General features: G+C 62.3%; 22 protein-coding genes. 10 read left to right on the top strand and 12 right to left on the bottom strand.

What is annotated here, in order from left to right; genetic code table 11:
* Entirely contained in the window at nucleotides 1–714 is a 714-nt protein-coding gene (locus tag ACVZUB_RS05100; protein ID WP_482628193.1) for a response regulator, read from the top strand.
* Entirely contained in the window at nucleotides 711–1,832 is a 1,122-nt protein-coding gene (locus tag ACVZUB_RS05095; protein WP_482628192.1) for a sensor histidine kinase, read from the top strand. Before ACVZUB_RS05100 ends, ACVZUB_RS05095 begins: the two co-directional genes overlap by 4 nt.
* Here the strand turns inward: ACVZUB_RS05095 and ACVZUB_RS05090 are convergent.
* Nucleotides 1,816–2,106 (bottom strand): YiaA/YiaB family inner membrane protein, encoded by a 291-nt coding sequence (locus ACVZUB_RS05090; RefSeq protein ID WP_003945505.1) that lies wholly within the window; start codon nucleotides 2,104–2,106, stop codon nucleotides 1,816–1,818. The two genes, ACVZUB_RS05095 and ACVZUB_RS05090, sit on opposite strands and share 17 nt — an antisense overlap.
* A 163-nt stretch (nucleotides 2,107–2,269) precedes the next feature.
* On the opposite strand from ACVZUB_RS05090, the gene ACVZUB_RS05085 reads away from it, so the two are divergent.
* A complete protein-coding gene (locus ACVZUB_RS05085) occupies nucleotides 2,270–3,478 on the top strand; it encodes a macrolide family glycosyltransferase (RefSeq protein WP_064443159.1) in 1,209 nt (402 codons plus the stop codon).
* A 6-nt stretch (nucleotides 3,479–3,484) separates the two neighbouring features.
* On the opposite strand, the gene ACVZUB_RS05080 is transcribed toward ACVZUB_RS05085, so the two are convergent.
* Nucleotides 3,485–3,931, bottom strand: coding sequence for a MarR family winged helix-turn-helix transcriptional regulator (locus tag ACVZUB_RS05080; RefSeq protein ID WP_007734451.1), 447 nt, complete (start codon nucleotides 3,929–3,931; stop codon nucleotides 3,485–3,487).
* Nucleotides 3,932–3,988: 57 nt separating this feature from the next.
* Entirely contained in the window at nucleotides 3,989–5,395 is a 1,407-nt protein-coding gene (locus ACVZUB_RS05075) for an aminotransferase-like domain-containing protein (RefSeq protein WP_482628191.1), read from the bottom strand.
* Between the two features lie 138 nt (nucleotides 5,396–5,533).
* On the opposite strand from ACVZUB_RS05075, the gene ACVZUB_RS05070 reads away from it, so the two are divergent.
* Nucleotides 5,534–6,754 (top strand): pyridoxal phosphate-dependent aminotransferase, encoded by a 1,221-nt coding sequence (locus tag ACVZUB_RS05070; RefSeq protein ID WP_003945423.1) that lies wholly within the window; start codon nucleotides 5,534–5,536, stop codon nucleotides 6,752–6,754.
* 79 nt (nucleotides 6,755–6,833) lie between these two features.
* On the opposite strand, the gene purQ is transcribed toward ACVZUB_RS05070, so the two are convergent.
* Together purQ and purS are read right to left on the bottom strand one after the other, a co-directional pair.
* Entirely contained in the window at nucleotides 6,834–7,511 is a 678-nt protein-coding gene (gene purQ / locus ACVZUB_RS05065) for a phosphoribosylformylglycinamidine synthase subunit PurQ (protein WP_003945887.1), read from the bottom strand.
* A complete protein-coding gene (gene purS / locus ACVZUB_RS05060) occupies nucleotides 7,508–7,747 on the bottom strand; it encodes a phosphoribosylformylglycinamidine synthase subunit PurS (protein WP_003945817.1) in 240 nt (79 codons plus the stop codon). Before purS ends, purQ begins: the two co-directional genes overlap by 4 nt.
* Nucleotides 7,748–7,912: 165 nt before the next feature.
* On the opposite strand from purS, the gene ACVZUB_RS05055 reads away from it, so the two are divergent.
* The gene (locus ACVZUB_RS05055; protein ID WP_054781003.1) at nucleotides 7,913–8,560 is read left to right on the top strand and encodes an MBL fold metallo-hydrolase; all 648 of its coding nucleotides are present in this window, start codon (nucleotides 7,913–7,915) and stop codon (nucleotides 8,558–8,560) included.
* Nucleotides 8,561–8,568: 8 nt separating this feature from the next.
* Here the strand turns inward: ACVZUB_RS05055 and ACVZUB_RS05050 are convergent, their stop codons facing one another.
* From ACVZUB_RS05050 to ACVZUB_RS05035, 4 genes are all read right to left on the bottom strand, one after another.
* Nucleotides 8,569–9,948: an Ig-like domain-containing protein gene (locus ACVZUB_RS05050; RefSeq protein WP_039973421.1), complete on the bottom strand. Its 1,380-nt coding sequence runs from the start codon at nucleotides 9,946–9,948 to the stop codon at nucleotides 8,569–8,571.
* A 227-nt stretch (nucleotides 9,949–10,175) separates the two neighbouring features.
* The gene (locus ACVZUB_RS05045; protein WP_007734443.1) at nucleotides 10,176–10,880 is read right to left on the bottom strand and encodes a DUF2334 domain-containing protein; all 705 of its coding nucleotides are present in this window, start codon (nucleotides 10,878–10,880) and stop codon (nucleotides 10,176–10,178) included.
* 94 nt (nucleotides 10,881–10,974) lie between these two features.
* On the bottom strand, nucleotides 10,975–11,472 hold the full coding sequence (locus ACVZUB_RS05040) for a glutathione peroxidase (RefSeq protein ID WP_064074139.1): 498 nt from the start codon (nucleotides 11,470–11,472) through the stop codon (nucleotides 10,975–10,977).
* Between the two features lie 47 nt (nucleotides 11,473–11,519).
* Nucleotides 11,520–12,458 (bottom strand): ABC transporter substrate-binding protein, encoded by a 939-nt coding sequence (locus ACVZUB_RS05035; RefSeq protein WP_042452648.1) that lies wholly within the window; start codon nucleotides 12,456–12,458, stop codon nucleotides 11,520–11,522.
* Nucleotides 12,459–12,735: 277 nt separating this feature from the next.
* Here ACVZUB_RS05035 and ACVZUB_RS05030 point away from each other — a divergent pair, with 277 nt between their 5' ends.
* From ACVZUB_RS05030 to ACVZUB_RS05020, 3 genes are all read left to right on the top strand, one after another.
* A complete protein-coding gene (locus tag ACVZUB_RS05030; protein WP_482628190.1) occupies nucleotides 12,736–13,560 on the top strand; it encodes a sucrase ferredoxin in 825 nt (274 codons plus the stop codon).
* 125 nt (nucleotides 13,561–13,685) lie between these two features.
* Nucleotides 13,686–14,963: an acyl-CoA dehydrogenase family protein gene (locus ACVZUB_RS05025; protein WP_482628189.1), complete on the top strand. Its 1,278-nt coding sequence runs from the start codon at nucleotides 13,686–13,688 to the stop codon at nucleotides 14,961–14,963.
* A complete protein-coding gene (locus ACVZUB_RS05020) occupies nucleotides 14,960–16,183 on the top strand; it encodes an acyl-CoA dehydrogenase family protein (protein ID WP_054188015.1) in 1,224 nt (407 codons plus the stop codon). The genes ACVZUB_RS05025 and ACVZUB_RS05020 overlap by 4 nt, the downstream gene beginning before the upstream one ends.
* A 128-nt stretch (nucleotides 16,184–16,311) precedes the next feature.
* Here ACVZUB_RS05020 and ACVZUB_RS05015 read toward each other — a convergent pair whose 3' ends face one another.
* Nucleotides 16,312–17,724, bottom strand: coding sequence for a C4-dicarboxylate transporter DctA (locus tag ACVZUB_RS05015; protein WP_007734438.1), 1,413 nt, complete (start codon nucleotides 17,722–17,724; stop codon nucleotides 16,312–16,314).
* A gap of 119 nt (nucleotides 17,725–17,843) precedes the next feature.
* On the opposite strand from ACVZUB_RS05015, the gene ACVZUB_RS05010 reads away from it, so the two are divergent.
* Complete coding sequence (locus ACVZUB_RS05010; protein ID WP_064688544.1) at nucleotides 17,844–19,430, top strand: sensor histidine kinase; 1,587 nt, start codon at nucleotides 17,844–17,846, stop codon at nucleotides 19,428–19,430.
* A complete protein-coding gene (locus ACVZUB_RS05005; RefSeq protein WP_003945570.1) occupies nucleotides 19,427–20,116 on the top strand; it encodes a response regulator in 690 nt (229 codons plus the stop codon). Before ACVZUB_RS05010 ends, ACVZUB_RS05005 begins: the two co-directional genes overlap by 4 nt.
* 28 nt (nucleotides 20,117–20,144) lie before the next feature.
* Here ACVZUB_RS05005 and ACVZUB_RS05000 read toward each other — a convergent pair whose 3' ends face one another.
* Both ACVZUB_RS05000 and ACVZUB_RS04995 read right to left on the bottom strand, forming a co-directional pair.
* The gene (locus ACVZUB_RS05000; RefSeq protein WP_215515663.1) at nucleotides 20,145–22,259 is read right to left on the bottom strand and encodes a S9 family peptidase; all 2,115 of its coding nucleotides are present in this window, start codon (nucleotides 22,257–22,259) and stop codon (nucleotides 20,145–20,147) included.
* On the bottom strand, nucleotides 22,256–23,149 hold the full coding sequence (locus tag ACVZUB_RS04995; protein ID WP_003945463.1) for a phosphoribosylaminoimidazolesuccinocarboxamide synthase: 894 nt from the start codon (nucleotides 23,147–23,149) through the stop codon (nucleotides 22,256–22,258). Before ACVZUB_RS04995 ends, ACVZUB_RS05000 begins: the two co-directional genes overlap by 4 nt.
* Between the last annotated feature and the right edge of the window lie 121 nt (nucleotides 23,150–23,270).

The raw sequence follows: 23,270 nt of genomic DNA, 5'->3' as shown, positions 1-23,270 counted from the left end.
ATGAGCGCCGAACTACGACCTGGCGAGGAACCGGGGCGCGTTCTTGTCGTCGACGACGAGACTGCCCTCGCCAAGGTTGTCGCCAACTATCTGACACGCGAAGGATTCACCGTGCGCCTCGCCCACGACGGGCCGAGCGCAGTACGTTCGGTGCGCGAATTCGAGCCCGCGCTGATAGTGCTCGATCTAATGCTCCCGGGCTTCGACGGCATGGAAGTCTGCCGACGAATCCGTACCTTCTCCGATGCGTACATCCTGATGCTGTCCGCCCGCGGTGAAGAGTCGGACAAGGTGACGGGTCTGGCGGCCGGCGCTGACGACTACGTGGTCAAACCCTTCGGCCCCCGCGAACTGGTTGCGCGAGTGAAAGCAATGCTCAGACGGCCACGCGCGTCGAGTTTGCTGCCAAAAGTGCTGCCGACGCCTCCCGGTCTCGACATCGACGTCCTGGCCCGCACGGTCCGTGTCGACGACACCCTGGTCGATCTCACTCCCACCGAGTTCACCCTGTTGTCCGCGCTTGCATCCCGACCCGACGCTGCCTGGAGTCGGGCCGAGATCATCACCTCGGTGTGGGGCTCGTCCTGGTTCGGGGACCAGCACATCGTCGACGTCCATGTGCGTGCATTACGCCGCAAACTCGGCGACGACGCGACCGATCCTCGGTTCATCAGAACCGTCAGGGGCGTCGGATACTCCCTGAGGTCGTCATGAACGCGGTCGTCATGAACGGGGTCGTCATGAAGAAACTCGGGCTACGCGGAAAACTGCTGCTGGCGCAGCTTGCCGTCCTGTTCGTCTCCTGCCTCGCCATCGCCGCAGTCGCCATTGCCGTCGCTGCCCCGCTCTTTCACAACCACCTCATGATGGCCGGCATCGAAGACTCGAATGTCCGTACCCACACCGAAGAGGCATTCGCTCAGACCATGACCATCGCACTGTTGTGCGGGATCGCGGTCGCACTGGTGGGCGCAAGCATCGCCGCGGTCTACATCGTCCGACGCATCACGGCCCCGATCTCAACGCTGGCGGAGGCGGCTCAAAGCGTCGCAGACGGGAACTTCGACGTGACTATCGGCAGGTCCGACGTAGATGCCGATTTCACGCGTCTCGAAACTGCCTTTGCCGACATGGCGGCATGCCTTGATCATTCGGATCGGGTCCGCAAACGCCTGCTTGCCGATCTTGCCCACGAATTACGCACTCCGGTATCGACTTTGGCTGCGTACGTGGACGGCATCGAGGATGGCGTCCTCCCCACGGACAACTCTTCATGGTTGGTCATGCGCGATCAACTCGAAAGACTGCGTCGGCTCTCTTGCGATCTGGCGGACGTCTCCGCGGCCGACGAACACGCTCTCGAACTCGATCGCCGAGACGAGAAGATCGACGACATCGTTTGCAGCGCAACGGCAGCAGCGGCGCCACGTTTCGCCGATCGTGGAGTCGAATTGACGACCGCGCTACCTCCGCAACCGATCACGGCCGAGGTCGATCGCCAACGAATCGAACAGATCCTCGCCAATCTGCTCGAAAACGCGTTGCGGCACACTCCGAGCGGAGGTTCGGTGACGGTGACACTCGCACGGGAAGGTGACCACCTCTCGGTGTCCGTCACCGACACCGGTGACGGAATTCCCGCAGACCAACTCGAATCAGTCTTCGACCGTTTCCATCGCGGTGATCGATCCGACGGTTCCGGTTTGGGGCTCACGATTGCGCGCAGCCTCGCGCTCGCACACGGCGGCGATCTGTCGGCGCTCCGAAACGAGCAACCTCTCGGCAGCACGCTGATCCTCACCTTGCCGACAGGTTTCAGGCTGCCGCTTTGAACGGATCGTGCTCGGCGATCAGCTTCTCGAGTCGAGCCTCGTCCACTCGAACCCTGACAGTGGATGCCTCCTGCTGATCACGAATCACCTTGGCCAACGTGAACGTACTGGTGACCAAGAACAGCAAGGACATTCCGAGAAATCCGCGTTGCCACGCATCGATCGGAAGATACGCAATTCCGAGGAGGGTGCCGACAAAACTGACGGCAAAGGCTATTCCGGCCTGAAGATAGAAGGCTGCAGTGGTCTTCGAGGGTGTTGTCGGTGTGCTCATGCTTCGAAGTCTGCTCGCCCATCCCGGCACTCGGATGCGTAGTCCTACTCGAGTGCGCACGGTACTTCCCCGGCAAAAATCAGATGCCGTCACCCATCCTGGTGGATAGTCTCGGTCCCGTATCCGGAGTTGTTCCAGAACAGTCAGACGGCAGGAGTGATCGATGACCCGCAGACATATAGCCATGGTGAGCATTCCGGCACCGGGCCACGTCAATCCGAGCCTGGCGATCATCGCGCGTCTCGTCGCCGCCGGTCACCGCGTCACCTATGCCAACGACGAGTCGATGCGTGAGATCATCGAGGCGACCGGGGCCGAATTCGCACCGTACGTCTCCACGCTGCCCAGCCTCGTCCCTTCTCCCGACGGCGCCGAACCCGAGAAGAGCTGGGACGGGGATCTGATCGATCAGTTGACGATTTTCCAGGACGATTACGAGTCGATGCTGCCGCAGCTACGCCGAATCTACGAAGACGATCGCCCTGACCTCTTTCTCTACGACATCGCCGGCATTCCGGCACGAATACTGGCTCAGCAGTGGGGCGTTCCCATCATCCAGTTGTCGCCGACGTACGTTGCCTGGGACGGTTACGAAGCCGACGCCGCACCGATGTACGACGAAATTCGTTCCGATCCGAGAGGCGTCGACCTGCTCGATCGGGAGACCCGGTTCTTCCGCGCCGAAGGCGTCGAGGTCGATCCACGTGAGTTCACCGGACGCCCACCCCGTGCAATCGTGCTGATCGCAGAATCGATGCAGCCCAACGCCGATCGCGTGAACCGCGACGTCTACACGTTCGTCGGCCCCGCACTCGAACCGAGCAGTCAACCTTGGGTGAACCCGGATCCCGAACGCAAGCTCTTGTTGATCTCGCTGGGTTCAGCATTCACCGATCATCCGGATTTCTACCGCACCTGCGTCGAGGCTTTCGGCCAGATGGACGGCTGGCACGTCGTCCTCCAGATCGGAAAGCAGGTGCAGATCTCAGATCTCGGACCATTGCCCGACAACGTCGAAATACACCGTTGGGTACCGCAGTTCGCGATTCTGCAGCAGGCCGACGTGTTCGTGACCCACGCGGGTATGGGCGGATCCAGCGAGGGACTCGTGACCGGGACACCCATGATCGCAGTGCCGCAAGCCGTCGATCAGTTCGGCAACGCCGACTCGCTCGTCGACGCCGGTGTCGCAGTACGCGTCGACAGCGCTACCGTCACGGCAGTAGAGCTTCGTGAGGCGCTGACTCTGGTGAGCGCCGACGAGTTCCGCCGACGCAGCGCGGAGTTGGCAGAAGAACTCGCAGCGGCGGGCGGTGTGTCCCGTGCCGTCGAATTGATCGAAGCCGCTCTACCCGGCAGCGGGCCCGGATAATGTCTGCTACCAGTGCCAGGCGTCGCCGCCCACATTCTTGATGGTTCGCTGCAGCACAGTGATGGTGGTGACAAACTCCTCTTCGGTGATTCCCTGCATCCGCTCTTCCTGCAGCATCTGCTGTACCCGCGCGGCGCGATCGAACTGCTCGGAGCCCGCATCAGTCGGGCGAAGGACAGACCCGTCTTCGCGCGCCCACCCCAGTTCGAGGGCAGAGTCGACGGCGTCATCGATCACATCGGTGGATTCGTTCGGACCGATCGTCCGCAAGAGGACAGCGCGCTCCACTCCTTCAGGGTGCAGCGAAAGTTGGTGCAGGACCCACCACCCCGGCTGGGTGACGCCGATCGCTTCGAGTGCTCCGCGCGTGCGCGTGCGAATCGCTTCACCGGCTCGCGCGGTCCAGAATCCGATCGGCTGGTTGGCCGGTGGCTGCATCGCTTGTTTGTTCATGCACACGACGATAAAACCTCAACGGAAGTTCAGGTCAACCACCAGCGAGGTGAAGTTCTACATATGTTGCGTGATTGCTCGGCCGATAATGCGGGCGGCGTCGGGGAACTCACCCGGGTTCGGTCCGGCGTAGTTGAGCCGCAAGAACTTTCCAGTCGGTTCTGCCGGGAACCAATCGTCACCGACCCCGACGATGACGCCGGCCGACCGGCAGTCCTGCACCACGCGTTCGACGTTCGTGGTGTCCGGGAGCCGAAGCCAGAGGTTAAGTCCGCCTTTCGGTACGGCGTCGAGGTGAGCGTCCGGTGCGTGCTCGCGCAGACTCGAGACGAGGAGGTCGCGTCTGGCCTCGAGTTGGTGACGAAGCCTACGCAAGTGCGTTCGCCAGGCCGGTTGGGTCACGACGTCGAGCGCTACCGCTTGCAGCATCCCGCTGACATACATCGAATCTGCCTGTGTATCAGCCAGAATCCGCTCGTACGCCGGACCCCGAGCGATCAATCCGGCAACTCGCACCGATGGGGACACGCTCTTGGTCAGCGCACGAAGGTAGACGACGTGACCGCTGTCGTCTCGTGCAGCGATGGGGCTGGGATCTGCGGTGATTCCGAAGTCGAGCGCCGAACTGTCCTCGATGAGGAATGCGCCGTGCCGACGGACGGTGTCGAGAACCTTGTCAGCCAACGACGGCGACCACAGCGCTCCCGTCGGACTCGCGAAGCTCGGTTGTGCGTAGAACGCACGGGCACCGGTCTGTTCGAATGCACGCGAAAGCTCTTCAGGATCAGGCCCGTTGGCGCCGCTGGAGATCGGAATGACCGTGACTCCTGCCTGCGCGGCGGCCAGGATCGCACCCCAGTAGGTCGGCGACTCCATGAGCAACGGACGCCCCTCCCCCACCAACGCGCGAAAGGACGTCGCAAGCCCACCCTGACTGCCGGGAAGTACAACCACGTCGTTCGGCCCCGGCGGCGTGATCCCGGCAGGAGTGGCGGAACCCAATTCGGAGGCAAACCAGGACTGCAGTTCCGGAAGCCCGGCAGCGAGGGGCCGATTGAACACGGCGTCGGTTCGCGTCGCCCTGGTGAAGGCTGCACGAACCAGACCTTCCGGCAACAGCTCTCGGGCCGGATAGCCGGAATGCAGCGCGATCACGTCGTTGGAGGTGGACTGCAGCGCCATGGGCAACTGCAGACGATAGTTCGGCGATCCGAGCGCCGCTGTCTGCCACCCGTAGTCATTGGGTCGCACGACGCGCGCCGCGCGCACGAAGGTCCCCACACCGGGACGAGCCTCCACAACCCCCTGAGATACCAGTGTTCGCAGCGCCTTCTGCACGGTGACCGGACTCGCCCCGTGCAGGCTGACGAGCGACCGAGTGGACGGAAGCTTCGCGCCTGGAGGAGCCGTCGCGATCCACTCACGCAAGGCTGCGACAATCCTCGAACTGCTATCATTGGACATGTCGAATCATAGTAGCGCTACTCCTCTTTCGCCGCTAGCGCTATCGCAAATCAATGTCCGTTTCCAGACCGAACCCTGAGGCGCCCTTCTCATCTGAAACACAACTCACCCACCCGAACCGGAGAGGTACGTAACCGCGTGAACACACCCATCGATCAGGCCCGCAAGCTCGAGAATGTCAGGTACGACATCAGAGGGCGAATTCTCGACAAGACCGAAGAACTCGAGGATCAGGGACACACGATCCTGCGACTCAACGTCGGCAATCCGGCCCCCTTCGGATTCGAAGCTCCGGACGAAATCATGATGGCCATGATCCGCAATCTCCCTACCGCGCAGGGATATTGCGATTCTCGCGGACTGTATTCGGCGCGCACTGCGGTGGTCCAGTACTACCAGACGCGGGGTATCACCGACGTCACCGTCGACGAGATCTATCTCGGAAACGGTGTGTCCGAACTGATCACTCTGACGATGCAGGCCCTCTGCAATCCAGAGGACGAGATCCTGATTCCCGCTCCCGACTATCCCTTGTGGACGGCTTCGGTTTCACTTGCCGGCGGCACGCCCGTCCACTACCTCACCGATGAAAGCCAAGGCTGGGCACCGGACTTCGACGATCTGGAAGCTCGGATCACGCCGCGCACCCGAGGGATTGTCGTCATCAATCCCAACAATCCGACGGGCGCCGTCTACTCGACGGAGGTGCTGCAACGCTTCGTGGATCTAGCGCGCAAACACGATCTGATGCTCTTCGCCGACGAGATCTACGAAAAGATCGTCTACGACGGCCGATCCATGACAAACCTTGCGACGATGACCGGGCGAGACGTTCTGTGTCTGACGTATTCGGGACTGTCCAAGGCCTACCGCGTGTGCGGATTCCGAGCCGGATGGCTGGCCATCACCGGACCACTCGAGCGGGCGTCGAGCTTCATCGAAGGCATCAAATTGCTGGCCAACATGCGAATGTGTGCCAACGTGCCGGCGCAGCACGCTATCCAGACTGCACTCGGTGGACGCCAGTCCATCGAGGACCTGTTGCTTCCACAAGGTCGGCTGACGGCCCAGCGCGATCTCGCACACACCACGCTCAACAGCATCGACGGGATCAGTTGCCAACAGGCCGACGGGGCGCTGTACCTGTTCCCCAAGCTCGACGTCGACAAGTTCGGCATCGTCGACGACGAGAGGTTCGTTCTCGATCTACTGGAATCGGAGAAGATTCTTGTCAGCCACGGTCGCGCGTTCAATTGGATCGAACCCGATCACTTCCGGTTGGTGACTCTCCCCAACACCGACGATCTCTCGACGGCACTCGAGCGACTCGGCAACTTCCTCAGTTCCTACAGCCAGTAGCCCTGGGTACCGGGCCCACATACGACTGAACGCCGACCGGATTTCCGGTCGGCGTTCAGTGGTGAAAATCAGCAGGCGATCAGGCAGTGACGATCGCGTCGAGGGCCGAGTAGAACAAGCCCAATCCGTCGTCACTGGGACCGGTGAGAGCCTCGGTGGCGTGCTCGGGGTGAGGCATCAAACCGACGACCCGGCCGTTGGCCGAGGAGATACCGGCGATACGACGCTGCGAGCCGTTGGGGTTCTCCTCCGAGTAACGGAAGACGACGCGGCCTTCGCCCTCGAGTTCGTCGAGAACCTTCTCGGACGCCTGGAAGCGACCTTCACCCGACTTGAGGGGGATGAGGATCTGCGCGCCGGCCTCGTATCGCGAGGACCACGCCGTGTTGTTGGCTTCGACCGTCAACCACTCGTCGCGGCAGATGAAGTGCAGACCCTGGTTACGGGTCAGGGCACCGGGGAGCAAACCTGCTTCGCAGAGGATCTGGAAACCGTTGCAGATGCCCAGGACCGGCATGCCGCCCTTGGCTGCTTCCACAACCTTGCCCATCGCGGGAGCAAAACGTGCGATCGCGCCGCAACGAAGGTAATCGCCGTACGAGAATCCGCCGGGAACGATGACCGCGTCGACACCCTTGAGGTCTGCATCGCCGTGCCAGAGTTCGACAGCTTCACCGCCGGCCAGGTTCACTGCCCGCGCCGCGTCGATGTCGTCGAGCGTGCCGGGGAAAGTGATTACTCCGATACGTGCGCTCATGCCTCGACTCGCCTGACGGTCCAATCCTCGATCACCGTGTTGGCCAGCAGGCCTTCGGCGATCTTCTCGAGTTCGGCGTCTTCGACACTGCCGTCGATCTCCAACTCGAACCGCTTGCCCTGACGGACATCGGATACTCCTGCAAAGCCCAGGCGAGACAGTGCCCCGACAATTGCCTGTCCCTGGGGGTCGAGAATCTCGGCCTTGGGCATGACTTCGACGACGACACGGGCCACGTGCTGCTCCTCGGTACTAGTGCGCGAACCCGGAGTGAAACGCTCGGGTGATGGCCAGTTTACCGGGCGGACCCGAGATGGTTCGCATCGAGTGATCGGGGCGTGACGGCGACCACCTGTGAAACCCGCCTGCGAGTCTTTTCGGGGCGGCGCATACTCGAAATCATGCGACTGACACATTTTGGCCATTCCTGTGTGCTCGTGGAGTTGAACGGCTCGAAGATCCTCTTCGATCCCGGCAACTTCTCGCACGGATTCGAAGGCATCACCGGCCTCGACGCCATCCTCGTGACACATCAACACCCCGATCACGCCGACCCTGCGCGGCTGCCCGAACTGGCCGAAGCGAATCCCGACGCCGTGCTCTACAGCGATCCGCAGACGGCTGAAAAGCTCGGTGGGCGCTGGACCGGCGTCCGGCCGGGCGACCGGTTCAGCATCGGCGACGTCGAGGTGACCGGAACGGGCGGAGAGCACGCAATCATCCATCCGGACCTACCGATGATCGACAACACCGCGTTCCTCCTCGGTGACGCCACCAACCCGGCACGGTTCATGCATCCCGGCGATTCCCTCTACGTCCCCGAACAAAAGATCGACGTTCTCGCCCTCCCCGCCGCCGCACCGTGGCTCAAGATCTCGGAGGCCATCGACTACCTCCGCGCGGTGGCGCCGCGCGTTGCGGTTCCCATTCATCAAGCGATCATCCGCGACGAGGCCGCAGGCATCTTCTACGGTCGCTACTCGGAAATGGCTGCCGACGGCACCGAGTTCCGAGTTCTCGACGAGGAGTCGAGCGTCGAAGTCGCCTGATTCGGTTCTCACGCACTCACATCGACGATGATCCAGCCGGTGCTCGTGCCACCGGCTGCGTCGGTGAGTGTGTAGAGAATCCTGTCGGTGCCTGCCTTCGTTCCGGCTTCGAACACCACTTCGCCGTTTTCGAGCTTCACGGTGCCACCGAGAAGTGACGTCGCCCCGACGCCGGTCACTTTGATCGAATCTCCGTTGCTGTCATGATCATTCGCGACGGCGTCGACGGTGACTGTGCCGCCTGAGCGGACCCGCGCGGTGTCGAGTGCGGCGTACGGCGGGATCGGGCTTGCCGTGTACCGACCGACGTCGTCGAGTCGAGCCGAGGCAACCTCCGCCGCATCGACGATGGCAGCGAATTCGGTGCCGTCGAAGCGCGAGAGGTCGTTACCGTTCATGATGGTCGATCCCTCGGCGCCGCCGCCGTGGTAGTCGTCGGCATAGAAGTTGTGGCCCAACTCGTGGCGGAGAACGCGGCTGAAGTTGCCGTCGGACTCGGCACCGACATGCGCGTAGCTGTGGTCGAGTTCGAACTTCGAGTAGTAGGCATTTCCGCCACCGGATGCGCACACGACGGTTGCCTGATCGACACTCGACCCGACCTGATCGGACCACAGATCTTCCAACTGCTCGAGATTTTCACAACTGCTCGAGTACGGATCGCCGGCGGAATCTGCCCGCAGGACAACTCGACCGAGGACCGGCCGAATCCCGACGTCTCTGATCCAGATGGCAGCGGTGCGGGCCATTGATTCCTCGGCCCGATCCAGAGCGACGGCGGCACTGCCTGCGCCGTGCGCGGAGTACCACTCGCCACTGAGGTCCAGTCCGACCACGAACTGCTTGACCGTCTTGCCGACCCTTGCGGCCGAGGCCGGCGCAATGGCCGCGGTGGGCCACTTGGGTTTTGCGTCGATCGGCGCCGTGCTGCGACCGACCACCTCGGATCCGACGAACTCTATCGAAACACCACGATCGAAAATCACCTGCCCGCGCAGTGTTCCGGCGGAGTCGACGATGGCCGAGACGATTGCGTCCGGACGCCCTTCCACGCTGCCGATGTACGAACGGGGCGCCGGGATCACCGCGTCGGTCAGCTCTCCGTCGCTGTCTTGCACAGCCATCGAGAACTCGGATCCCCGCAGGTTCATCTTGTGAAGGCGCAGTGTGAGTTGCTCACCTTCATCGTCGACGGTTGCGGTGCGGACGCCATCGCTCGATCCGCTCGATCCGCTCGACCCGCCGTCGACACTGCCCGTCGGCAGCGTGTGAACCGCGCCGGTCGGAGCGGCAGACGCGAGCGCCGGAACGAACGCAGCACAGACGACTGCGCCCACAGCCACGGCGACAAGACCCTCGGCCGACTTGGAGAACACTCTCGTGCGCATAGCGAGATCCCAATCCCATCTACTAGCGGCAGATTAACTGCACGCACTCTAGCAGTGGGGGAGTTGGCTGACCCAGCGCTCTAATTAATCGTCCGTTTTATGCGATTTTGACCCACTCTGCACTACTACCAGCAAGGAAGTGGAGAAACGCGAAGAGTCTGCCCGCTCGGACAACCCGGACAGACGACATAGTCTCGTAGCTATCAAATAGTTGCCAACTGCCGAATTCAGGCAGCGCCGAGCTCCTGAGACGGGGAGTTCCACCGATACACCTGCGAGTCGGCTTCGTGGAAGAGGGCAAGGTCGACGGCGTCGAGGACGGCCTGACGTGGGCCCTCGTTTCCCAACTGCTTGGCCGTGATCGACAATCTGACCAGCCCCCCACGTTTGGCGGCACGCCCGGCTCCGAGAACCAATGCGCGACACCACCACGGCTCGGCCTTGAAGCCTTCGCCGATCCCGAAAACCCTTCCCCGTTGCAAGGTTCCGCGGGTCAGATCATGTACTGCCCCGAGGCCTGCCATCGTGCGAAAGCCCGTCTCCGGCAACACCGACATGGCACCGGGCGATGCCACCCAGCGCGGCGGTGCGAACACCCGGGTCCGAAGGCCTGCATGCTCGAGAACGCGGTCCGCAGCGAGTAGTCGCAGTTTCGCTTCGTGCTTCGACAGAGTGGCGAACTCGGCTCGGCGACGCTTGGTCGCGGCCTGGTCGTAGCCGTGCAGAACGATGGCATCGCCGTGCTCGCGACGCTCACGCAGCCAAGCCGTCGTCACCGCGTCGTCGGCCAGTCGGTATTTGTCCTTCAGTCGCGGCGCCACCAGGAGCGACAAGCGGACACCTCGAGTGTCCATCTCGTCTGCGAATCCGGCAGCGAGATAACATGTCTCGTCTCTAATTCCGGATACCGACACGATCAGTTCTGCGGACATACTCCGATAGTGGCAGCTGTGGGTGAACAGCACACTGCCGCCGGATGATCATCCGGCGGCAGTTTTCAGCGCACCTACTGGTTCTTGGAAACCTCTAGTTCTTGGGAAGCGCAGCTTCGATCGCGGCGACAACCTCGGGTGCGTCAGGCTCGGTCCGCGGACGGAAGCGGTTGACGACGGTGCCGTCCGGTCCGATCAGGAACTTCTCGAAGTTCCACTGAATGTCTCCCGCAGCGCCTTCGGCGTCGGCCGCCTTGGTGAGCTCGGCGTACAGCGGATGCTGGTTTTCGCCGTTCACCTCGATCTTCTCGAGAAGCGGGAACGTGACGCCGTAGGTAGTGGAGCAGAACGTCTCGATCTCTTCGGCGGTACCCGGTTCCTGCCCCATGAACTGGTTGCACGGGATACCGATCACGGTCAGACCGCGATCGGCGTACTCGCTGGCCAGCTTCTCGAGCGCCGCGTACTGCGGGGTCAGTCCACACTTGGACGCGACGTTGACCACGAGGACGGCGCGGCCGTCGTATTCACCCAAAGAGGTGGGCACGCCACCGAGGGTGTTGATCGCGATGTTCTGTACTGGAGTTGTCATAGGCTCCAACTTAGCGACTCTCTCACGCACTGCTCCTTCGCGCACTGCTAATTCGACGCTCCGAGAATGCGATCGAGGTCGTCCAGAACGGTGAGGCCGCCGAGCGGTCCGACGCCGGTGATCCAGTAGGACATGTCCACCAGATGCGGGTTCGGGAAGAATCCGGCGTTGTCGGCCACGGCCTTCGGCATCGTGCCGGCATCGGCCGGTTTCGCGGAGGTGACCAGGATGAGGTCGGCGTTGGCTCCGGAGACGAATTCCGGGGAGAGGTCCACCGAGATCGAGTTCTCCCAGTCGCGTGCGGGAATCGTGAGTCCAGCACATTCGAGAGTGCTTCCGGCAAACGACGTGGGTCCGTACAGCGTCAGAACGTCGTCGCGTGGGCGGATCAGCTGAGCGGTCTTGCCCTCGGTGCTGTGCTTGCTCGCCACTTCCTCGCAGCGTGCCGTGTAGTCACCGAGCAGTTCACCTGCCTGATCGGTCTTGTTCAACGCCTCTGCGACGAACTGGACGTTGTCCTGCCACGGATCGGTCTGAGTTGCCATGTAGACGGTCGGTGCGATGGCAGCGAGCTGCTCGTACAGATCACCGTGCCGCGATTCCGTTCCGATGATCAGGTCCGGGCTCAGTGCGACGATCTTCTCGAGGTTCGGTGCCGCGACGGTTCCGACCATCTCGATCTCCGCCGCCTTCTCACCGAGGTACGCCGGAACGCCGGTCGTCTCGCTGAGTACCGCGGTGCCCACGGGAATCACGCCCAGCGCTACCGACGTGTCGAGCTGAACCGGCTCGAGCACGACAACTCGCTGCGGATCCGTCGGTACGTCGGTAGTTCCACGGGCGTGGGTGACCGCGTGCACGGTGTCGGCAGACTGACTGCCGGTATCCGTCTTGTCGTCGCTGCCACACGCCGTTGTCGTTGCCACTATGGCGGCGAGGACAAAACCACCCAGCATGTACTTCGTCCGCGAGTTACTGCGTTTCATTCACAAACTCCTGTTACCGACTGCTTCCGACCGTCACAGCCACGTGCATTCACCGCGGCTGAGCAAAGGATTCACCATCCAATAGTCTGGTGAGCCTAACCTACGAGACTGGAGCCTCATCATGTCTTCCCTCCCCTGCCACAGCGACGGTGTCCTGGGGAAAGGATCTATGCAGTGCTTTCCGGAATTTGTCGCCAATCCGCAAACCAGTCGACGCCCTCACGCCTGTACACGGCAGTCGTCGACCGCCGGCGAACCTATGGTCGGTCGCGCCGGAATGACACATCTGTGGGTATTGATCGAGCATCCCGGCCCCTGGCCGGCGTCCGCCCCTGACGACGTTCTCCCCGTCGCGCTCACCGAAAAGATCTACGCAGCGCAGGGCCGTATCCGTGTCGTGGTGATCCGGCGGACCCGCAACCGCCGGGTGCTCACCCCGACGTGTGTACTCGCCTGGACGGACGGCACACGCCAATGGATGCGGGAAGGGGCGGTCGACCGATACGAGGACCTGTCGGTACTGCCGTTCGAATCGATGGCCACCGGAGCGGAACCCGACTTCGGCCGCTCCCGCACGGAACCGCTCTTCGCAGTCTGCACGCATGGAAAGAAGGATGCGTGCTGCGCGGAACTCGGCCGCCCGGTCGCGTCGGCACTGAACGCGGCACAGATCGCAGATGTGTGGGAATGCAGTCACATCGGCGGAGATCGTTTCGCGGCCAACATGATTGCGTGGCCTGCCGCAGTCTATTTCAGCCGACTGGACGGCAACTCCGCAATCGATGCTGCCGAGAAATACCGAGCCGGAGAATTGGAGCTGCTGCACCTGCGCGGCCGGGCGGCACTGTCACAGGCCGCTCAGGCAGCCGAACATGCTGTCCGACGCGCCACCGACATCGTCGCCACGGACGCACTCGAGAGCATCAGGGAGAGTGTCGACGGAGAACACACGACTGTCGATCTTCGGTTGGAGGGGAGAGACTTTCGCGTCGTCGTTCGCTCCGGTCCTCCAGGGCTGCCGTTCCGACATGATTGTGGTGCCGGAGGGACCGTCGAATGGAGCGGATGGACCGTCGAGCACGTTCGCGAGCAACCCCACTGACCACTCGATTTCCACAAGAGTGCCCGGCAGGCCATCGAACCGAGATTTGCGCGGACTGACAACACTTCGAATCAGGTCGCGATGAAGGATCGACGCCCCTGGTGTTTACAGCTTGCATTCTTCCCATGACCACCGCACTGACGCCGAATGCCGTACCCCGGTCTGCTGATCCGATCAAAAGTGAGGTCGACTACGAAATACTGGCAGAGAAATTCCGTCCGATCTTCGCGGACGTCGCACAAGGCGTCGTCGAACGCGAACGCGATCACGTACTTCCCTTCCAACAGATCGACGCACTCAAGAATGCAGGCTTCGGCGCCGTTCGGGTGCCGACAACACACGGTGGATCCGGTGCGAGCATCCCGCAATTGATCCGCTTACTAGTCGAGCTGTCGAGCGCCGATTCCAATATCACCCAGGCCCTGCGCGGACATTTCGCATTTGTCGAAGACCGACTGGTCGCCGACCCCGGCCCGGAGCGTGACATCTGGCTCCGACGCTTCGCGGAGGGACAGTTGGTCGGCAACGCATGGACCGAAATCGGCGACGTTGCATTGGGCGAAGCCAATACCAAGGTCTCGCCCGCACCCGATGCCGACCATTTCCTGGCGAACGGGGCAAAGTTCTACAGCACGGGTTCCATCTTCGCCGACTGGATCGACCTGTACTCGCAGCGCACCGACACCGGCGCATTCGTGATCGCGGCGGTCGAGGCGAGACAACCCGGTGTCACACACAGTGACGATTGGAACGGGTTCGGTCAGCAGACGACTGGCTCCGGTTCGTCCGTCTACGAGGACGCAATTGTACAGCCGGAGAACATCTTCGACTTCTCGACACGATTTAAATACCAGACCGCGTTCTACCAATTGTTCCACCTCGCCACTCTCGCCGGCATCGCCAAGGCTGCTACGATCGAAATCTCTCGTCGAGTTGCCTCTCGTACTCGAACCTTCAGTCACGGCAACGCTCCGAGATACGCGCAGGATTCGCAGATCCAGCAAGTTGTCGGCGAGGTGTCCTCTGCCGCCTTTGCAGCCGAGGCCGTTGCACTGCACGCAGCACAGTCGTCCCAATGGGCTTACGAAGCCGCATTCTCCGGCTCGCCGGAGGAAGAGAAGGCCGCCAACATCGCAGCCGAAATCGATTCGGGGCGAGGGCAAGTCGCCTCGATCGGACTCGTCGTGCCGGCCACGGCCAAGATCTTCGACGCACTCGGTGCCTCCGGAGTCAGCCGCGACCTCGATCTCGATCGATTCTGGCGCAACGCCCGCACCGTCGCCAGCCACAATCCGGTCGTCTTCAAATCCAAAGTTGTCGGCGACTACGAAATCAACGGAACCGAACCGATTTACGTGTGGGCCATCGGGACCGCACCGACCGAAAAGGATGAACAGGCATGACCGTGACCAGTGAAACCGAAGTCTTCGTCGGCGTTCCCGACACATCCGAAGGCTGGATCGACCGGGCTCGCGAGGTGAGCAACATCCTTGCCGCCGACGCACTCGCCCGCGACCGAGCCGGCGAACCACCGTTCCGAGAAGTTCAGCTGCTCAAGGACAGTGGTCTTGTGACGCTCCTGGGCCCGGTCGAGTTCGGCGGCGGCGGGCAGCGATGGGAGACCGCCTACAAGGTGGTTCGGGAGATCGCCCGCGCCGACGGCTCCATCGGACAACTGCTCGGATACCACTACCTGTGGGCATGGGCAGCCAGATTGGTCGGAACCGATCCGCAGATCTCCGCTGTCGAGGAGCTGTACACGAGCAACCGATTCTTCTTCGGCGGCGCGGTCAACCCTCGAGACACCGACCTCACCGTCGCGGACCGCGGAGACACCCTGGTGTTCAACGGTGTGAAGTCGTTTTCCACCGGCGGCCGAGTCACCGACCTCACGGTGCTCGAAGGAATCATCGACGGAACTGCGACGCATGTGTTCGCAATCGTGCCGACTGCTCAGGACGGCATAGTCTTCCGCGGTGATTGGGACAATCTCGGGCAGCGCCTCACCGATTCCGGCAGTGTCGAGATCAACGACGTCGAGGTCGACTGGGCAAGTGCGGCAGGCTTTGTCGACAAGGAATTCCAACCTCTGGTCTACAACACCCTGAACTTCCCGGCGATCGAGATCGTGTTCGCCAACTTCTACCTCGGGATCGCTCGTGGCGCACTGGACACTGCCGCCGAGTACACCCGAACCCGTACGCGTCCATGGCCGTACGGCGGTGACAACCGCGAAATCGCAACCGACGAGTGGTACCTCCGTGAGGGCTACGGCGACTTGCAATCCAAGCTGTGGGCAGCGGAGGCCTTCGTGGATCAGGTCAGCCGTGAGGCCGACGCCGTGCTCCACGACGCTCGCGAAAACCTCACCGAGCAGGCTCGCGGCGACCTCGCCGTACGCATTGCGGCCGCAAAACTTCGCGCCGCCGACGTCTCCTTGGAGATCAGCAACAAGATCTTCGAACTGACCGGTGCCCGAGCCACGTCCAACGACGTCGGCCTGGACATCTACTGGCGCAACATCCGGACGCATACCCTTCACGATCCGCTCGCGTACAAGCGCCGTGAAGTCGGTAGTCGTTTTCTGACCGGCGAGATTCCCGAACCGACCTGGTACACCTAGCCACGAACAGAAAAAGACCGTCGCACGGTTGGTGCGGCGGTCTCTTTCATCGTTACGACCAGGATCACTGATCGTAGATCGGGTTCCGCGCCTGCAGCGCAGTCAAACGTTCAGCAGAGCGGACGTTTCTAGTGATGGCTCACGAACGACTGTTTGGTGCCGGTCGGAGCCGTTTCGAGCTTGTGCTGCTCTTCTTCGTCCTCGTCGTCGAGCATCGTGGCTTCGTTGAACGGAATCTTCCCGTCGAGTACCTCGACGACGCGTTCCTTGTCGATCGTCTTGGTCCAGGCGCCGACCAGGAGAGTCGCAACCGCATTGCCCGAGAAGTTGGTGATCGCTCGCGCTTCCGACATGAAGCGGTCGATTCCGACGATGAGTCCGACGCCGTCGAGAAGCTCGGGGCGATGGCTCTGCAGTCCGCCTGCCAGCGTGGCCAGACCGGCGCCGCTGACTCCGGCAGCGCCCTTGGAGGCGATGATCATGAACACCAGCAGCGAGAGCTGTTCACCGAAACCGAGTGGCTGTCCCATGGCGTCGGCGATGAAGATCGAGGCCATCGTCAGGTAGATCGCGGTGCCGTCGAGATTGAACGAGTAGCCCGTGGGAACGACGATGCCCACCGTGGTGCGCTCGACGCCTACGTGCTCCATCTTGGCGATCAGACGCGGCAGTGCCGATTCGGAGGACGACGTGGCGAAGATGAGCAGGTACTCACGGGCCAAGTACTTGACCAGCTTGAAGATGTTGAATCCGGTGACGGCGCGCAGCAGCGTTCCGAGAACACCGAAGACGAAGATCAGGCAGGTCAGGTAGAAGCCGATCATCAGGGTGCCGAGCTGGACGACGGCGTTCAAACCGGTCTGGCCGACGACGCTGGCGATGGCACCGAAAGCACCGATCGGGGCGAGCCAGAGGATCATCGTCAGGATCTTGAACACAAGCTTCTGGATGTATCCGACGGCCTTGAGGATCGGTTCACCCGACTTGCCGAGCGACTGGATCGCGAAGCCGACCAGAAGGGCGACGAACAGAGTCTGCAGCACGCTGCCGGCTGTGAGGGAGGACAGCATCGACGTCGGAATGATGGACGCGATGAAGTCCCAGGTACCGCCCGCGCTGTGGGCCTGATCTGCAAGCTTGGCCACGGAGGCCGCATTGGGCGTGATGTTCAGGCCGCTGCCGGGGTTGAGCAGGTTGCCGACGCCCAGGCCGATCGCGAGTGCGATGGTGGACATCCCGATGAAGTAGGCGAGTGCGAGGCCGCCGACCTTGCCGACCTTGGCCGCCGCTCGAACCGAGCCGATGCCGAGCACGATGGTGCAGAAGATGACCGGGCTGATCATCATCTTGATCAGGCTGACGAACAACGTGCCGAGTACACCGACGGACTTACCGAACTCGGGTGCGAGCCAACCGACGAGGATGCCGCCGATGACCGCGACGATGACGCTCATGTAGAGCCAATGCGTCTTGTCGCGCTTTGCCTTGGTGCCCTCGGGCTGTGGGGAACCGTCTACTGTCCCTGTTGCCGTGCTGCTCATGGGGTGTCCTTTGGATCGGATATCTGTGAAGTGATCGGGATCACTTCGAGTCGTGGAGAATTCTTGTTGCAAACAGGTGGGCCCGGAAGTTTGTGTTCATTACGTTCAGGAGGCGCTCGATGGTCGAACGAAAGACCGGCCGACGTATGAGCGTCGCCAGGCAGATCCTGCTTCTGCAATTGGCGTTGTTGGCGCTGGTCATCGGTGTGGGGGCCGCGCTCGCAGTTGTCGACGAACGCCGAGACAGCGACGACGCGATCCGCAGGCAGGTGAGCTCGATAGCGCAGACTCTCGCCCTGTCGGATTCGACGGCGGCAGCCCTGACGAGTCCGGACCCGACCGCGATTCTGCAACCACAGACCGAGAAGATCCGACAGGCAACCGGCGTCGATTTCATCGTGGTGATGGCGCCTGATCGCACTCGGTTCACCCACACGAGCCCGGAGCTGATCGGTCAACTCTTCACCGGGAACATCGACCGCGCACTTGCCGGCGTGACCTTCACGGAGACGTACGCCGGGTCGCTGGGGCCGTCGATCCGCGCAGTCACTCCTGTTTACGATTCCGGCGGAACCCTGGTCGGTCTGGTTTCTGCCGGTGTCACCCGCGAGCAGATCAGCAAGCAGTTCGCCCAAAGTGTTCCGGTCATCCTGTTCGTTGCCGGCGGCGGTCTTCTTGCCGCCCTCCTGAGTTCACTTCTGGTGAGTCGGCGTATCCGGCGACAGACCCTGGGGATGGCGCCGGATGAACTGCGCACCATGTACGAACACCACGACGCCGTCCTGCACAGCATCGGTGAGGGTCTGGTGGTGATCGGGCGAGGCCGAAGCAGAGATGCGCGAGTGGATATCGTCAACGACGAAGCGCGTCGCCTCCTCGATCTACCGGACGGGCCCGTGCCACTTTCGTCCATCCCCGAGACCATGCGAGTCGACGACGCCTCTCCCGCGAAGGATCAAGTGCACCTCACCGACAAGCGTGTGCTGGTGGTCAACCAACACCCGGTTGAGTGGGAGGGCAACAGAATTGGCACCGTGCTGACAATTCGCGATCACACCGAATTGCAGAACGTACTCGGGGAATTGGATTCGGTACGCAGTTTTGCCGAGTCGCTTCGATCGCAAGCCCACGAGAGTGCAAATCGTCTTCACACGATCATCACGATGGTCGAGTTGGGCCGGAACGAAGACGCAGTGGCCTTCGCCACCAATGAATTGCGAGTGTCCCAACAGTTGATAGATCGTCTGATGAATGCGGTCCACGAGCCGGCGCTCGCCGCACTGCTGCTCGGGAAAATGAGTGAAGCGGCCGAACGCGGGGTCGACCTGACCATCACCGAAGACACCGCGCTCGGTCCGGTTCCTTCGCTCAATGCACGCGAGTTGGTCACGCTGGTCGGCAATCTCGTGGACAATGCTATTGACGCATCGCGCGCGAGCGAGTCTCCGTGGGTGGAAGTGACGGTAATGGAAGAGGATTCGATGATGGTTGTTGCCGTCGCCGACAGCGGCCCGGGAATGACACCCGAAGCACTCGAAAAGGCCAAGGGCCGTGGCTACTCCACAAAATCCGGCTCTCGCGGACTCGGTCTCGCACTGGTCTCTCAAGTTGTGAAACGGCACGGCGGCACGCTCACCAGCGAGCCGGCGATGGGCTCCATGCTGGTTGTCCGTATCCCGCTGCGCGAGGTGGAAGCACCGCGATGATCCGTGTGCTGATAGTCGACGACGAACCGTTGATCGCCCAGGCGCACCGTTCGTACGTCGAGCGTGTGCCGGAATTCGTGGTCCACGGCGTGGTTCATTCCGGGAACGCCGCCGTGCGTGCAGTTACGGCGGCCAACGCCACCGACCAGCCCATCGACCTGGTCCTGCTCGACATCGGGTTGCCCGACGCCAGCGGTCTCGACGTGGCTTCCGCCCTGGGCGGTTTGCGGCCCAGTCCGGACATCATCGCGGTTACCTCGGCGCGCGATCTGGAGGTGGTCCGAAGCGCCGTGGCTCGCGGGATCGTCCTCTATCTTCTCAAGCCGTTCACTTTCGCAGCATTCCGCGACAAGCTCGAGCGCTACCTCGAATATCGTGCAGCGCTTCCCGCTGGAGAGTCTGCGGTCAGTCAACACGACATCGACCGCGCGATGTCCGCGCTACGAACGTCCGACGATCGAGCAGCGGCACCGAAAGGCTTTGCGTCTCAAACACTCGGACTCGTCGCAGCGTCCGTCCGGGATTCGGAAGGTCCTGTGACCGCCGCCGAGGTGGCAGCATCGGTCGGCGTGTCCCGGGTGACAGCCTGGCGCTACCTGGAAAAGCTGGCAGACGACGGCATGCTCACCCGGGAGACCGAGTACGGGCGCGCTGGGCGCCCTCAGGTTCGTTACCGCAGAACCTGATTGACACAGAACCAGATTGACACCGGAGCTAGTTCGCGCCCACGGTGTCCAACACCCAGGCGAACTCGAACGCGACCTCTTTCCACTTCTCGTACCGACCGCTGACACCGCCGTGCCCGGCGCTCATCTCGGTCTTGAGAAGTAGCGGCGCATCACCGGTCTTGGTGGCGCGCAGTTTTGCGACCCACTTGGCCGGCTCCACGTACAGAACACGGGTGTCGTTGATGCTCGTGATCGCAAGAATGGCGGGATAGTCCTTGGCTTCCACGTTCTCGTACGGGCTGTACGAGCGCATGTAGTCGTAGACGTCCTTGTTGTGCAGCGGATCTCCCCATTCGTCCCACTCGATGACCGTCAACGGCAGCGACGGATCGAGAATCGACGTCAACGGGTCGACAAACGGAACATTGGCGAGAATGCCGGCAAACAGTTCCGGAGCGATGTTGGCGACAGCGCCCATCAGCAATCCACCTGCACTACCGCCGTCGGCAACCATCCGGTCGGCCGACGTGACACCGGTGTCGATCAAATGCTTTGCGCAAGAGACAAAATCGGTGAAGGTGTTCTTCTTGGTGAGCGTCTTGCCGTTTTCGTACCAGTGACGGCCCATCTCGCCGCCGCCGCGCACGTGTGCGACGACGAAGACGACACCGCGATCGAGCAACGACAAGCGGGCAACCGAGAACGACGGGTCGATGCTCGCCTCGTAGGAACCGTAGCCGTACAACAGCAGCGGCGCGGGACCTTCCGGCGCACCTACGCGCCTCACGATCGAGAGCGGAATGCGGGTTCCGTCGTCGGCTACTGCCCAGTCGCGACGCTGCTCGTAGTTACTCGCATCGAAGTCTCCGAGAACGGGCTGCGACTTACGCAGTGCCAGTTCACCACTGGCGACGTAGTAGTCGTACACCTGCCCGGGAGTGATGAATGAGGTGAATCCGAGCCGGATGGTGGGCTGCGCCCATTCCGGGTTGGACCCCATGCCGATGCTGAAGAGTTCTTCGTCGAAGTCGATTTCGTGGCGTTCGCCGTAGCCGTCATCCGTCAACGGCCACACGGCAACCCGAGTGAGCGCCTCGCGGCGGTAGCTCAGGACGAGGTGTCCGGCAAAGGCTTCGGCTTCTTCCAGACGAACGTCTGCGCTGTGCTCGATCAGCGTCGTCATGTTCGTCGGATCCGACACGGGAGCTTCCACCAACACGAAGTTCTCGGCCTTGATGCCGTCGACGACGTCGTTGTGGAGAATGAGGAAACGGTCCTCTCCCCCGATCACGGCGTGCTCGGCCCCGTACTCGACGCCCTCGCGACGTGGGATGATGACGCGGAATTCGCCTTCCGGGTTCGCCGATTCCAGCATCCAGCCTTCGCTGGTCACCTTGGAACCGACCCAGATCATCAGGTACTTCTCACTGCGGGTGGACCCCACCGAAACCCAGTACCGTTCGTCAGGCTCGTGGAACACCGAAACATCTTTACTCTGCGGCGTTCCCAGCTTGTGACGCCACACCGTGTCCGGACGCCAGGAGTCGTCGACCGTCATGTAGAAGACGTGACTGTGGTCGATCGCCCAGGTGGCGCCAGGCGCGGTATCGGGAATCTCGTCGGCGAGCATCTCACCGGTCTCGAGGTTCTTGAACCGCAAGGTGTACCGCTCGTCGCCGACGATGTCCACCGAGTACGCGAGCAACGTGCCGTCCTCGCTGATGGAGAACGCGCCGAGCGAAAAGAACTCGTGCCCTTCGGCTTCGACGTTACCGTCCATGAGGATCTGCTCGTCGGCCAGCTCGACGCCGGGCGTCAGGTCGGGCGGAGTCCAGTCGTCTTCACCGGCGATGGGGCACCGGCACTGGACGGTGTACGACTTGCCTTCCACGCTGCGCGAGTAGTACCACCACTTACCCATGCGAGTGGGCACCGACATGTCGGTTTCCTGCGTCCGCGACTTGATCTCCTGGAAGATCTTCTCGCGCAACGGCTCGAGCGCGGCCGTCTGCTCGTCGGTGTACGCGTTTTCGGCTTCGAGGTATGCGACTACCTCGGCGTTGTCCTTGTCCCGCAGCCACTCGTAGTCATCGACGAACGTGTGTCCGTGATGGGTACGTTCGGTGGGGACCTTCTTTGCGACCGGCGGGATCAGGCTCATGCGCTGGGACCGACCCAATCGTCGAAGGACAGACCGGAAATGCGCTCGTACGCCTCGATGTAGCGTGCACGGGTCGCGTCGACGATCTCCTGCGGCAACGGCGGCGGTGTCGTGTCCGAGCTACGGTCCCAGCCGGATTCAGGGCTCGTGAGCCAGTCGCGCACGAACTGCTTGTCGAAACTGGGCTGCACCTTGCCCGCTTCGTAGCCTTCGAGAGGCCAGTAGCGCGACGAGTCGGGGGTGAGCACCTCGTCGGCGAGCACGAGGTTTCCAGCGGAGTCGAGACCGAATTCGAGCTTGGTGTCGGCAAGGATGATTCCGCGATCGGCTGCGAAGTTGGAGGCGCGGGCATAGACGTCGAGAGTGTCCTCGCGAAGCTGCACTGCCAGCTTCTGGCCGACCTTCTCCACTACCTGATCGAAGCTGATGTTCTCGTCGTGATCCCCGAGAGCCGCCTTGGACGCCGGGGTGAAGATCGGGTCGGGCAGACGCGAGGCCTCGACGAGGCCCTCGGGCAACGCGACGCCGCACACTGCGCCGGTGTTGTTGTAGTCGACCAAGCCGGAGCCGGTGAGGAAGCCACGAACGACGCATTCGACGGGAACCATGTCGAGGGAGCGCACCACGAGAGCGCGGCCGAGAACCTCTTCCGGGATGCGATCGTCGTCGGGCTCGCCGGCCAGGTGGTTGGTGCCACCGAGGACGTTGAAGAAGAACACGCTCATCGCGGTGAGCACGCGACCCTTGTCCGGGATCGGCGTGCTGAGCACGTGGTCGTAGGCCGAGATCCGATCACTCGCGACAAGCAGCAGATGCTCGTCGTCGATCGTGTAAAGGTCACGGACCTTGCCACCGGCCAGATGAGTGTAGGAATCAAGTGTAGGACGCACCCGGTCACCCTATCGGGCGTTCGCAGTTCGTACAGAACCCCGGTAGCCGGGACAGGTAAGCGTCCTCGCCGATCGGAGAGCTGTCCGCCCTGCTCATCCGGATATGCAGGTGGCCCCTCGC

Source organism: Rhodococcus sp. OS5 (assembly GCF_056837585.1).
This window is presented reverse-complemented; position numbering and strand designations above follow the sequence as displayed.